The following is a 14,068-nucleotide window of genomic DNA, read 5'->3' on the forward strand; positions in this document are numbered from 1 at the left end:
CCCCCCTCCTATATGCGATACAACGCTTTGGCATTCTCGTAAAATATTTTTTGCCGCGCTTCGGAGCTAAGCCGCTTCAAAATCTCCGTCGGCATATCGTTGTCCCAATGTGGATAGTCGCTGGAGAACATCAATATATTCTCGGCATCGATCATATCGAAGATCGAGATCAGCTGCTTAGGGTCATCTGGTTCCTCGATCGGCTGTGTGGAGAACATACAGTGTTCCCGGATATACTCGCTCGGCAGCCGCTTAAGCCATGGCACCGAGGAACGCAATGCCTTGTAGTTTTTATCCAACCGCCACATGAGATGTGGAAGCCAAGCAATGCCGCCCTCCAGCATCACGAACTTCAGCTTCGGAAATTTCTCGAATACGCCTTCGCAGACGAGACTGGTAAGATGTGCCATATAATTTTGCGAAAGGCAGGTATGCCACTCTAGATAACGGGTCGGATAACCGGCTGGCGTCGGGGCCGGCATCCCTGCTGCGCCTTCGCCCCCCGGATGAATGGCAATGGGCAGACCATGCCGCTCGGCTGCTTCGTAAATCGGATGGAACTGGCGCTGTCCGAGCCCTGCACGCTGCGCGCTGCCCATGAGAACTTGTACCATTGCCGGATGATCGGCCAGCCGTTCGATCTCCCTCACAGCGAGGGACGGATCCTGCGGAGCGATAGTGATCGAACCCCGGAATGATTCGTGCTTCGGCAGCCAGTCGGCGACAATATGATCGTTGTAGGCCGAGACTAGCGCTGCTGCGTAATCCGGATCATGGATCGTCGAGGAGTTCGTCAAGTTGCCCGTTAGGATCACTTTATCCATGTTGAACTGCTCGACAAGATCCTTAACGAGATAATCCGGATCGGAAGCAGAAGGTCCTCCGGAAGGCGGAATGCAATCCTTGCGGACGACGCCGACCGGAGACCAATATCCGTGCCCAGGAAAGCCAAGCCCCGAGCTCGCTACTCTAGATCTCCACGGCTCTGGCAAATACAGCAGCAATTCTTGCGGACTCTTCAGGTCGTTATGGACATCGACATCAATGCATTTCATTTCCTTGTTCATACATCAAACCCCTTTCCTTCGTCTGTCCTTATTGTAATTTTTTTTGATAGAGGTTACGATTGGTAATCATACAGTTTTTTTAAGGATTCTACGATTTTCGAAGGACCGAGGGGAGACGTTTCTGATGAAGATCGAACATATTATATTCGACCAACAACCGGCCGGATCGAATTGGCATGTGGACCTTGGCCCGACTCGGCATCATATTATACTGCTCGTCGTAAAAGGAAAAGTACGCTACGCAATTGGTGACCGGACATTATTCATTTCGAAGGGGGAAGGACTGTTCCTAACCCAAGGCACTTGGCGGGCCGCAGAAGCCGATGAGAGTGAGCCCCACCATATGTACTCTGCTCACTTTAGTGATTTACCTCTCGATAAGCTTACTGGATTCAGCAGCGAGCCCTACTTGCAATACCGTCCGATCGGTTTTGACTACATCAAGCAGCGCTTCTCCGTTCTCAACGAATCGTGGATCGGCAAGATGCCTTTTTATGAGATGATTTCCGAAGGCATATTGACGGAGATACTTGGACTTGTACAGCGTGAATTTACGAACGAGGCGTTCTCCTCCTCGCGTCGAAGTCTCGCGCTGCGGATTCAGCAATATATCGTTCAGCATTATCGGGAACCTCTACGGATACAAGATCTCGCCCAGCATGTCGACCGAAGTCCGAATTATGTTTCGAATGTGTTCAAGGAAGTAACCGGACGAACGCCGGTAGAATATATGCATGAGATACGCGTCACCTCCGCAAGGGAGCTGCTTCTGACGACGAATATGACGATCGGGGAAATATCGGATTCGCTCGGCTACTGCGACCAGACCTATTTCAACTACATGTACAAGAAAGTCGTCGGGCATCCACCTTCCCACTCTTTGAAGCTCGGGAAAATGTAATCATGATAGATCCGACATAAAAACAAAACAGGTCCTCCACCGTTCCCGGTGAAGGACTTGAACCTGTCCCTACGTGCCTATTCCAGCCCATTTACCTCGAATTCGTAAATACCGCCGTATCGCCGCCTTGCGTCGCCTTCACAATGATAAGCTTCACATGCTCCGGTTAAACTCCGCATCCTAATCGCTTTCCGGACTCCACTGGAACAATTGTTCCGGAAACCAATACGAGGATTGGGGTTGTTTAGCCGAAATCGATAAAGGCAAGACAAGACAAATCAAAAATAAGAACATTAGCCATGCTTTTTCATCAAATAACCTCCCATTCATTTAATCAAGACTATGTAAATTCTCACTTCTAGGCGATATGATTTCGTGCGTAAAAAATAAGGGAAACGGTATGATGCTGTACATCCGTTTCCCTCTGCATTTTGTTGCTTCTATCAAGCCTTATTTATTCGTTTTCTTCCATTCATCATACTGCTTCTGAGCCTATATAGAATGAGGTACTCGATTCCCGCCTCTTCATTTACGATCGATTTGAGATATGTGTCTATCCCTTTGCCTTGGTAATTTTCATTCATATAATAGCGATTTAATCGATGTTCCAAGTAGGCAAATAGTCAAGCATCAGAAAATAATTCAAATCTTCGCTGACGGCCGCATCTGTGTACAGCTCTTGAATATTGGACTGCATTCTCTCTACCTGCTGATTCATGTAAACGCTGACAATATCGATCATTTGCAAGTTTTCATCCATTTTCTCCGAAATAACGCGCTGTTCATAGTACCGATAGGCTAAGAAGGCCACGGTGACAAACAGGATAATCAGCGCAATGGAATAGAGAAACAATATTTTATTAAACATTTTCCGCTTCAAATGGTTCTGATAGAAGGTTCCTATTCTGGGCATGAGTCGCTCCCCCGTTTAATCTGATTTCGCGTCTAAATGTATTTTCGAATCCAAAAAAAGAGCAACTCGATATTTGTTTTGAAATGCGAGAAGGAGAAAAGATCTCTTCCATAGAACAATTCTTACATCGAGTTATCACGGGAGGGTTACGAAATGCTAATTGAGCACCAGCTAGAGAATCAAACCTTGTTTTTTCAAGCCTTTCAATATGCTCCGATTGGTATGGTTTTAGTGGCGATTAATGGAAACGTACTCAAAGCAAATTCAACTGTCTGCTCGATCTTAGGCTTGTCTGAGGAAGAATTGCTCCTTAAGACCGTACAAGAAATGACACATCCCCATGATTTAGACCTTGATCTTGCGCTTAGGGACCAATTAATAGCCGGTATGAGAGAATCATACCAAATGGAAAAACGTCTGATTAAGCATGAGTGCGAGATTGTATGGGTTCAAATAACGGTCTCTTTAGTAAAAAATAAAGCTGGAGAACCCCTATTTTTCATTTCTCAGGTTATCAATATCACCGATCAAAAGATCACTTATAACGAAATACAGGAGAAAAAGCGCCTTTTAATAGAAAGAGAGCAGCGCTATCGATCCGTTGTGGAACACGCTTTTGATTTCATTACCATGCACAACCCTGACGGAACCTATCTCTACGCCTCTCCTTCTTGTTATGAAGTTCTTGGGTATACGCCTGAAGAAATGATCGGGAAAGCAGGTTATGAATTTCTTCATCCTGAAGATATCCAAGTGGCCATTCAGGATCATATAGCTATCCTTCAAACAGACAAGAAATCCAACAGGATCATTCGGATACGAAAAAAGGATGGGAATTATATATGGACCGAGTCGACCAGCAGCTCCCTTATCGATTCTGAAACTGGTGAGACGAAAGAAATTATTGTTGTTTCCAGAGATATTACCGAACGAATCAAGAAAGAGCGCAACTTACAGGACAACGAACAGCGTTATAAATCCCTTTTCGATTATCATCCGGATTTAATTTATTCGATGGATTTGGAGGGTAACTACACGTCTATTAATCAATCTTTTGAAGAGCTGATGGGTTATACGAAACAGGAAATGATAGAGAATCCGATAAACTTTCGTTCGGTCGTAGATCCTACAGATTATGAACAGGTAGAGCATCATTTCATTCAAGCGACAAAAGGTTTTGCGCAACGATACGAGGCATCAGGTATAAATAAGACAGGGAGACACACGACCTTCGATGTGACTAATGTTCCGATCTTTGTCAATCGGCAAGTCATTGGTGTCTACGGACTTGCTAGTGATATCACATACCGAAAAGAATTGTGGAAAAGATTAGAAGAAAGTCAGAATTTATACCAACTCATTTCAGAGAATGCGCAGGATATTATAACGTTTGCAACGCCTGATGGCGTAGTTCGTTATGCTTCCCCTGCCATTAAGACTTTACTTGGATATGAGCCTGATGAATATGTGGGCAAAGTCGCAATCGACTTCTGGCACCCGGATGATATTGCTTCCTTTATCGATGAAAATATTCTGCAAAAGTCAGATGTAGATACTTTTACTAGCCGAGTTCGTCATAAACAAGGACACTATGTCTGGTTTGAAACAACGGCAAAAATCATACGTAATGAAGACAGGGAAATTGTTAAAGTATTAGCTGTGGGAAGAGATATTAGTGAAAGAAAACGTGCGGAGCAAGAACTGAATGCAGCGAAAGACCAGCTTGAATCCTTTATTGATCGAAATGTAGATCCAATTCTTATCCTTAATTTAGAAGAAAAAGTAGCAAGAATCAATCATGCCTTTGAAAAAACGTACGGATGGACAGAGTCAGAAATTGTTGGACTCCATCTACTTGATTTACCCAACATACCCATTGAACTCAAACCAGAGGCCATTCAAAATTTGAATAGAATTAAATCGATTGAAGCCTTCGAAGGACATGAAACCATTAGAAAAAGAAAAGATGGCGTTATTCTTACGGTTATGATTTCGAGCTTCGCTATGCGGGGTGAGAATGGACATATTATTGGTTGGGCTATGATCCTAAGGGATATCACTGACAAAAAGCAAGCGGAAGAGCTGTTGATTAGGTCAGAAAAATTATCCATTGCAGGTCAATTAGCGGCAGGAATTGCTCATGAAATTCGCAATCCGATCACTGCAATTAAAGGATTCGTTCAACTCATGAAATCTGGCATCGTCGAGAAAAAAATGTATCTGGACATCATGGTCTCCGAAATCGAACGAATTGAAATGATTCTAAGTGAACTATTGATTCTGGCAAAGCCTCAAATCTTTCAAACGGAACGTAAAGATATTCGGAAGCTCCTAGCACAAGTGACCACCCTATTAGATACCCAAGCCATTATCAACAATGTTCAAATCATCACGGAGTTTGATCCGGAGATTCCCCTTATTCTGTGTGATGAAAATCAACTGAAACAAGTGTGTATTAACTTTATTAAGAACGCTATCGAAGCTATGCCAAAAGGCGGAATTATCGTTATTCAATTAAAAAGTAAAAATGAAGATCCAAATCATATCTTGCTTCGCTTTATTGATCAAGGGTGTGGGATTCCTGCATACATTCTTTCTAAGTTAGGAGAGCCCTTCTACACAACAAAAGAAAAGGGAACCGGACTAGGCTTCATGGTCAGTAAAAGGATTATAGAAAATCACAATGGGGAAATCGCCGTGTTCAGTGAAGAAAATAAAGGGACAACGATAGAGATAAGTCTTCCTACTACGCATTAAAGCGTCGTATTAGCTTGACTCCGTCGTATGATGAGATCAACTAGATCATTCTGGTTGATCTCTTTTCATACTGGGGGACTTATGATACGCAAAAAAAAGACCATTAGCATAAAATGATGCTAATGGCCCAATATGCCTACTCGTTGTATATTCTATACATAAGCACTGCTGTTTCTGCCCTCGTTGCATTCCCAAGCGGATTGATTCCGCTGCCGTCCCCGTTGATAATTCCATTCCTGATTAGCGTAGATACGCTTTGCTTCGCATAGGATGCGACTTCCGATCTGTCCGCAAATCCTGAAAGATTGTCCTCCGATCCTGCTGCAATCTCTTTTTTCGCTTCCTTCAACGCGCGCTCAATCAGCACCATTATGTCTTGACGGGTGATCATGGAATCCGGACTGAATTGGTTCCCGCCAACCCCCGTGGCAATTCCCAGCTTAAGGGCAATGGCTATCGCTTCGGCGTAGTAGGCATCAGAGCTGACGTCTGCAAATTGGTCATCTGTTTTGGCAGTCAATCCAAGGGTACGAACCAAAAGCTGAACGAAATCAGCTCTCGTAATTTCTTCGCCAGGTTTAAAGATTTCGTTCGATGTGCCCTGAATAACCCCTTTAGACGCCATGACCTCGATTGCATTTTTTGCCCAGCTATAATCAGCTAGGTCACGGAAGGACTTATGGACGTAAACGACCGCATATTTACTGAAGTGCGTAGTCATGAAAGTTACTTTTCCGGCAGTGGAATCATATTTTCCTGTAGGGACTGCTGTTATCCGACCGTTTCCGTCCACGTACCAGACAGTAATATGCTCCGGATTTGCAAGCTCTTCGGCTGAAGGCGTATAAGGGATCGATACGAGTACCGGCGCTTCCGGGTTGCTCCAAGCAACGGTTGACCCATTCACCTTTAAGTTAAGCTCAATGACCGGCTTGCTGCCGATAGCTGCTTTGGTTTCCGCATCCAAGCTGCTTGTATCCGCCTTGCCGATCGACAAGGCAACGTCTACCACGCTCACTCCCGCAGAAGCCCCCAACATGTTGGAAGGTACTGCGACGGTGCCGATTTCTGTTGCCAATACGACTTTTTTATCGTCGCCTGCTGTCAAAGCCGAGGTTGGCAAATTGACCTCATAGACATTTACTCCCGCAGTTTTCGGTACTTCAATAAGGGCAACCGCCGACCCTTTGAAGGCCTTGTTCAAGGCTGCGGCATCCACTGTGACTTTGGCTGTTCCTGTCTCGACAACAGGGTTTCCTATTTTCACCTTGCCTGGAATGTCGCTGACAGGTGCTTCCGGTACTTTCGGCGTGTCAGGAGATTCAGTCGGGTTAGGAGTATTGCCGTTTCCGCTGCTTGTCACCGTTACAGTGAATGTAGCAGTTATACCCCCGTCAACTGCTGTTGCCGCGATGGTTGCGATTCCGCTCGAGCCTCCGGTGACAGTTACACTTGTTGTTCCGGTTTCCGTGTTATAGACCGCATTCGTCACAGTTGCCACACTAGGCGCTGAAGAGGTGAAGCGTACCGCCTTGTTGGTTGCGTTGCTTGGCGTAATGCTGGACTTGAGAAGCACTGTCCCGCCGACTTCCAGCGTTGCTGCGGTTTTATCAAGTGTTACTCCGGTCACGGATACAATTGGCTGTTCCACTGTGATCAGGCTAGTGGCCGTAAACTCGCCATCCGTCGTTTTGGCCGTGATGGTTGCAATCCCCCCCGAAATTCCGGTCACATTTACTCTTGTTATTCCAGTTGCCGCGTTATAGACCTCATTCGTCACAGTAGCCACGCTAGGTGCTGAAGAGGTAAAGTGTACCGTCTTGTCAGTTGCGTTGCCCGGTGTGACGGCCGCCTCGAGAGTCGTCGTTCCGCTGACTTGCAGCGAAGCTGACGTTTTATTGAGTGACACTCCGGTTATAGGTACTGAGCCCGAGAGCGGCTTCACGTAACGTACGGAAATCCAACCTACAGCAGGCTTGTCGGAGCCTGCCTTAACCAGTTTTACCTCAAGCTGGTCCGTGTCCACGTCCACAGTGAATTCCTTGATCTCCCGCTTGTCGCCAACGACATAATTTTGAAGCTTGCGGTCGTTTTGAATATAGATGTCCATCAATCGCGATGCCGAGTCCCAAGGGTCGTCAAAACCCATTTGTACGGTATAGGTTCCGTGGGGAACTTCAAATTTATAAGCGATTCCCTTCCCGTTATCAGTTCCATCGTATTGGCGAATCGACAGATACGGATCTGTTTCATCGCTCTTGGCCCACGTTTTCCCGTCATCCGCAACATATCCCCAGCTTTTTCCGGAGATAGGGTCAACTCCAAAAATCTGATCGGGAACCGATTGTTTCACGCCGAGTGTAACCCCGTTTTGAACGGCCGTCGCTCCCGCATCAACAAAATAATAAAGATTAGGGTCCGCAGGGCCCACAGGAGTCGATGTTTTCACATCGGATAGGGGGCTGGACAAGTCCCCTCTAACCGTAGCTAACGCGAAATAATACGGTGTGCCATTTGTCAGGTTCTGGGCGGTATAATGATTGACATTTCCCGACACAGAAACATGATGCGTAAGACTTCCTTGATCTGTGCCATAAGCAAGGTCATAAGTGGCATTAAGGGTCTCGTCAAAATACAGGGTAACCTTGGAATCCCCTTCAACTACGCGTTTGATAACCGGTTGAACGGGAATGCCGTTATCATGCTGAACCGTGAGCCAACTGATAAGCGGCTTACTGTTGCCTTGCTTCGTAATCTTTACGTCAAGCTCTCCATCTGTAACTGAAATACCCACTACCCGTTTCACGTCTTGACCTGATCCGGTCAAATAGTTGGTAAGAACTTTTTGTCCTTCTAGTTCAAGATCCATCACCCGGTCGGAACTATCCCAAGGATCATCGAAACCCAGATCCAGATTATACATACCATTAGGCACTTCAAACCGATAGCTAAGGCCTTTGCCGTTTGTACTGCCATCGTACTGGCGAATGCTATTCCAGCGATCTTCATTTTGATTTGCCCAAGTTTGAGAATCATCGGCGTCATAGCCCCACTTGTATCCTGTCACAGGATCTTCCTGATAGGCTTGATCTTCCACGCCGTTTCGGACCCCAAACTCCTCGCCTGCTTCCAATTTAACAGGGCTCGAATCTCCGGCATCTACATAATAAAGCAAATCCTTCTCTACCTTGATCCAACTTAGCATAGGCTTAGGGCCGGCCTTCTTGATAACCTTCACTTCAAGCTGACCATTCGACACAGGGATGGAGTCAAACTGCTTTGCTTCCTGGCTATTGCCAATCACATAATCCGTTAACTTCGTTGTCCCATTAATGGTCAAATCCATCTTGCGGTTACTATCATGCCAAGGATCGAAGAATCCGACCGTAACCCGATATGTCCCATTAGGAAGATTGAATTTATAGGCAAGACCTTTATTCAAGTCGTTCCCGTCATATTGCCGAATGGTCTCGAAATTGCCGCTCGCGTCTGTTCGGGCCCAAGTGGCATCACCATCAGCTGCATATCCCCACATATTCCCAGTAACCGGATCCACCCCGTAGGCTTGATCCTCCACTCCGTTCAGGGCCCCAAATGACTCTCCATCTTCTAAAGTCCCCGGACTTCCGTCACCAGCATCCACATAATAGAGCAGCTGCGGTTCCTGGATATCGCGGGGTACACCCGATTTTACACTTGATTCGGTCTGTATGCTGCCATTCGTGGCCACAACCTTAAAATAATAAACTTGATTATTGCTAAGTCCGGTTACTGCAGCATTTCCTCCACTTACGGCCAATGTATTCTGCAAGTTATCGGATGTTGTCCCGTATTGTACCGTATAGGCGGTTGCCCCATCGACTTCCGCGTACTTCAGATCAATCCGATGGTTGCCGTTATGAACGGTGTAGATCTCCGGAGCTTTCATCAAGCCATCCGCCCGGGTAACCTTTAAATAGCTAAACTGCGCATTACTCCAACTATGCAGACCCACCATACCGCTGCTGTAAGTAGAATCCAGCACATCGAAGATCAGTTCGCCATCCAAATATGCCTGAATATGCGGACCATCCAAAACGATTTTTAACTGGTACAGCTGGTTCAGCTTAGCCGAGAAGGCCTTCGGTTTGGTCAAATTCGTACCATTCTTCCGCAAGAACAGAGCATCGTTCTCAAATACGAAAGAATAAGCATGATTATAATCCGTGCCGCGGAATACAATTCCCCAATCGGCGCCTAACTCCGAATGTTTGGCCGTAGCAGAGATGGTACCGTCAATCATTTTGACATTTTTGATGGAAAGCTCGCCTTGGTTATCTCCTCCGGATTGATGCTTGAGCAAACCATTTTCCATATTCCATACACTGACGTCCGGATTGTAGGAATTCATAGTGGAATTCTGGAAATCATCTTCCCATGTAACGGTTTCGGCTTGAGGCGTTGCTTGAACGTTAGCTGTTGGTTGACCGATTCCACCCACACCAACAGATGATACTCGGAAGGAATAGCTTTGACCGTTGGTCAGATGATCAACAGTTGAAGAATTCGTAGGGAGCTCCAAGATGGTTGGCGCCCCATTCTCCGTCGTCATCTCCAAAGAATACTTGGTGACGCCTTGCACCTCGGGGAATTCAAGTTGAACTTTGCCGTCGCCTGGAATGGTGATCAGCTTGCTTGGCGGTTGTACAGTTGGAATAACCATCATTTCCGGAGACAAGGAGCTGGTATCCACTCCGTCCTGTGCCTGGATTGCCAGGTAATAGGGACTTCCGTTGGTAAGGCCTGTAATGGTGCCTTTATATAATCCAACTTGGCCTGCAATCTCAGCAGTACCGTTGTATGTGCCGCTGGCGGTCCCCCACTTTGCCAGATAATGCGGAACATTGGGGTCACCGGAGAATTGAATGTCCACCCCTCCATCCGTGGGATTAGCGGAAACCTGTTGTGGCGGACTCAGCTTCGGCGTCACAGATACCGTATCCGAAGGAGCACTGTCACCGTAATGGTTTACAGCTATTACCGCCATATAATAGATCGAATTATTCTCCAGGCCATGGAGCGTGTAGTTTGAACCCGTCACGGGACCTGCCGTCATATTCATATTGTCCGGGGATGTACCGTAGACGATCCTATAGCTTTCAGCATTTGATACTTCGTTTATCCTGATTTCTGCTGCTTTATTCAAGGACTTAATCGAATCAATACTCGGTTTTTCTGGTGCTTGATTTGCCACCGCATAGCTGCCGTCCAACGTAACTATAGACCTTGCAGGAATGGTATATTGGAAAGCACCGTCTGCATCGGCCGTTACCATGTCATGCTGAGCCAAACTCTCATTTGCGTTCGTCACATAGGGCGTAAGATGATAGACTATTTTCCCTTCCGGCAACTGATTCAGTTGAACGGTAACCGGCTTATCCTCATTAGTGTAGTTCACAAAAACGGAGGTCAACTTATTATTACCCTCATGCAAATAAGACGACCCCATCAGCCCCTTGGGATCATTCTCCGCCAATCCGGTCATGGCAACCCGCTTGGCGCCGGGACGAACAAATTTACTATAGTTACCGAGCGCCCATAACATTTTGGAAGTATAAATGGATTGTTCGTCTCCCGGCGTACCGTAATCCGTATAGATCAGACCATCTTTATAATCTCCTTTGGATACAGCCGTCCACCATTGCCAAGCAGATGCATTCGCAACAGACAGATCATAATGAATCGTACGCGCTATCAAAAGTGCAGGATCGATGCCCAAGTCCCTGCCGTTCCCCTGCATTTCCCCGACATCACCCAGGATGCAATATTCACTCATCCAATTGGAGGAACCCGGCAAGGTGCTTTGCAGATTCTCCCACAGCAGCTTCCGCAATTCCCCCAAGCGGTCCCCATTCTGATCTGAAACCGTATCCGACCAATAGGAATGGGAAGCAATCTTGTTACTAATTTTGGAAGCTATTTCAGGGTTACCCAGTAGGTCCTTTATATATTCCCGGTACTTCCCTACATTTAATTTATTGCTTCCTCCCTGATATTGCAGTTTATTATCGTTAGGATTTTGGGAGGTGGCCATAAATTGCGCATATTTGGCATCATCAAGCAGGGACAGAATTTCGACGCCATCCGGAGCACTGATTTTAGTCATTAAATTCCTATTTTGGAGCTCCGCATAGAGACTATTAATAACATTAATGATATCCGTGTTGTTATAGCGGTTCGCCTCTTGACCGGCTCCATTCCAATCCCAAGTAGGTTCGTTTATAGGGCTAACATAATTAAAATGAATGCCTGATTTATCAAAATGATCCATAACATCCGCCAAAAACCCGGCGAACTTGCCCTCATAACCTGATTTAAGATTGGTAGAGCCGACGGAAGCATCCGGCTGTGCATGTCCGTTCTTGGTCATCCATACTGGCGGGCTGTTCACAAATCCAATAAGATCTTTAACACCTCTATCATTTGCAGCTTTCAAAAACCATTGTTGGCCCGCTTGCTTCGACCAATCATAGGCACTATTCTCATCTTTCTTAAAACTTTCCGCCCTTCTCCAAGGGATCGTAATGATACTTTTATCCGTATCGCTGGAACCAGCTCCAATGTTAAACCGCCAACTTGATAAGCCGATCCCCTTATCCTGTGAAAATAATAAATCGGCAATCTTCTCTTTATTGCTTTCAGACCATTCCTTTCCAATCGGATCCATAGACCACGCGTCTGAGGCGCCAAAGTTATCAATAGTTTGAAAAGTTGAACTTGCATTGATATTCACTAAAGTCCTGTTAACATCTGCCGCATGTGTTACAGTCGATCCAATAGGACTGGCCGCTACCAGAACGGAAGTGATCATTGCCAGGGTGCGTTTTAACATCTTTATCCTCCTTCAAATCCCTTTATAGCTTCGTTATGAAACCCATTTCATTGGCTGTTGATTTCTGATCATTAGCCAATAAGGATAGTATAGAAATTAATGAAATCGCTTACATTAAAGGAATCATCAAAATTTATAACAAATCTTTGCTTTTTACGAACTATAGCCATATAAAAAAGCTGTGAATCTGAATTCACAGCTTTTTCCTTCAATAATTCACTGATTTCTTATACATTTCACAAATATTCGCATCATTTAAATGCAATTCTTTTTAGGTTTTTTTGAAATTACGTTGTAAAGCAGACCAACTGATCTTACTTAGTATTTCATATAAAATATATGAGTAACGGTTATAATTGAGACTAAAAAGCACCTATGTGGGTGCTTTTTTCAATGTCTACTTGAGATTTTTGATTATTATAAATGAGATAAATCGTTCATCATGCAGTTATAAATGAGACTGATCGAGAATGGTGCATTTTATTTATTGGAATTTATCGATAATGCATACTGCACAATGAATCGTTATATTCAGTTGTTAGAAAAGATAACTAATAAAAAAGATTACTATCAAATGAAATGTTTGATCAATCGCCATTAAAACAGGTCTGATTGTTTCTTTACTAACGTCTTCAATCCCTTTAACTTTTCTCGCCCACCAAGAAACAATTTCTCCTTTATCTATAATTACATGAGTAAAAAATATAATAAAGATCATCGTCCAATTAAAAATGCCTAATAATAAATACATTAATATTAACAATACAATGGTATATACAGCACAATGAACGATAAGTGGAATCCATTGTGTATTTTTTCTTATCGCTTGTTTGTCGGTCTGAAGCAAATAATCTCCTATAAGATGACCTATAAGAAGTACAGCCAATAGCTCAATATTAATGGTCCAATTGATCATACTGTTAAAACTCCCATTAACTAATGATCTTCCAAATAAATAAAATGATAAGATTAAAACTAAGATAAGAAAACTTATTACTGCATTAATGGCATTATTTACTCTTTCCATTTTAATAGTACGAATAAAAGAAACCTTTTGTAGTTCTATTATTAATTCTTGCATTAGGTCTTCATGGCTTAATTTACTCATCTTTTCATGATAGCTACTGGTTGAATGTTTAAGCTTAATTTCTTCTGTTAATCGATATAAGGACCGTCCTGCCAACGACTTACTTAGAGACGAAATAAAATATAATTCTTGAGAATTACTATTATCCATGTCGATATGTTTAGCCGGATTAGTTTTCGGTACAATTACTAAATATGCAAGCGCAACGCTTTTAATTAAGAAGAACAACATAAGAATAAATAGTGGAAGAATTATAAAGCTGTGGGTGGTTAATGTAAGAGGGGACGCAATATCTTTTAATGAATCTGACATTTTAATTATAATAGTTGCAATAATCCCCCAGAAACCAATAACTGCACCAGCCTTAGCATCAGTAAAGCGAATTGTATTTTGTGTATCGTCAATAGCTTTTTGGATAAAATCCATTTTATGCTTATAGATATCCTTGTATACTATTTCATTATCGCTCAAT

General features: G+C 44.2%; 6 protein-coding genes. 2 read left to right on the forward strand and 4 right to left on the reverse strand.

Annotated features, from left to right (window positions below; translation table 11 throughout):
* Nucleotides 1–8: 8 nt before the first annotated feature.
* Nucleotides 9–1,055: an amidohydrolase family protein gene (locus ASG85_RS07775; protein ID WP_235549183.1), complete on the reverse strand. Its 1,047-nt coding sequence runs from the start codon at nt 1,053–1,055 to the stop codon at nt 9–11.
* A 136-nt stretch (nt 1,056–1,191) separates the two neighbouring features.
* Between ASG85_RS07775 and ASG85_RS07780 the strand changes: the two genes are divergently transcribed.
* Nucleotides 1,192–1,968 (forward strand): helix-turn-helix domain-containing protein, encoded by a 777-nt coding sequence (locus tag ASG85_RS07780; protein WP_057302465.1) that lies wholly within the window; start codon nt 1,192–1,194, stop codon nt 1,966–1,968.
* Nucleotides 1,969–2,563: 595 nt separating this feature from the next.
* Here the strand turns inward: ASG85_RS07780 and ASG85_RS07785 are convergent.
* Nucleotides 2,564–2,881 carry a hypothetical protein gene (locus tag ASG85_RS07785; RefSeq protein WP_060645871.1) on the reverse strand — a complete coding sequence of 106 codons (318 nt, stop codon included), beginning with the start codon at nt 2,879–2,881 and terminating at the stop codon, nt 2,564–2,566.
* A 153-nt stretch (nt 2,882–3,034) separates the two neighbouring features.
* Here ASG85_RS07785 and ASG85_RS07790 point away from each other — a divergent pair, with 153 nt between their 5' ends.
* Nucleotides 3,035–5,638, forward strand: a complete 2,604-nt coding sequence (locus ASG85_RS07790) for a PAS domain S-box protein (protein ID WP_060645872.1) — start codon at nt 3,035–3,037, stop codon at nt 5,636–5,638.
* Between the two features lie 136 nt (nt 5,639–5,774).
* Here ASG85_RS07790 and ASG85_RS36625 read toward each other — a convergent pair whose 3' ends face one another.
* Together ASG85_RS36625 and ASG85_RS36840 are read right to left on the reverse strand one after the other, a co-directional pair.
* Nucleotides 5,775–12,509: a glycoside hydrolase gene (locus tag ASG85_RS36625; RefSeq protein WP_063860207.1), complete on the reverse strand. Its 6,735-nt coding sequence runs from the start codon at nt 12,507–12,509 to the stop codon at nt 5,775–5,777.
* A gap of 538 nt (nt 12,510–13,047) precedes the next feature.
* Nucleotides 13,048–14,067 carry a DUF3307 domain-containing protein gene (locus ASG85_RS36840; RefSeq protein WP_057302462.1) on the reverse strand — a complete coding sequence of 340 codons (1,020 nt, stop codon included), beginning with the start codon at nt 14,065–14,067 and terminating at the stop codon, nt 13,048–13,050.
* Nucleotide 14,068 lies beyond the last annotated feature (1 nt).

It is taken from the genome of Paenibacillus sp. Soil724D2, from assembly GCF_001427935.1.
GTDB lineage: Bacteria > Bacillota > Bacilli > Paenibacillales > NBRC-103111 > Paenibacillus_E.

Coding starts and splice junctions, on each gene's coding strand:
- ASG85_RS07775 (WP_235549183.1), bottom strand. CDS start 1,055: ATGAAATGCATTGATGTCGATGTCCATAACGACCTGAAGAGTCCGCAA.
- ASG85_RS07780 (WP_057302465.1), top strand. CDS start 1,192: ATGAAGATCGAACATATTATATTCGACCAACAACCGGCCGGATCGAAT.
- ASG85_RS07785 (WP_060645871.1), bottom strand. CDS start 2,881: ATGCCCAGAATAGGAACCTTCTATCAGAACCATTTGAAGCGGAAAATG.
- ASG85_RS07790 (WP_060645872.1), top strand. CDS start 3,035: ATGCTAATTGAGCACCAGCTAGAGAATCAAACCTTGTTTTTTCAAGCC.
- ASG85_RS36625 (WP_063860207.1), bottom strand. CDS start 12,509: ATGTTAAAACGCACCCTGGCAATGATCACTTCCGTTCTGGTAGCGGCC.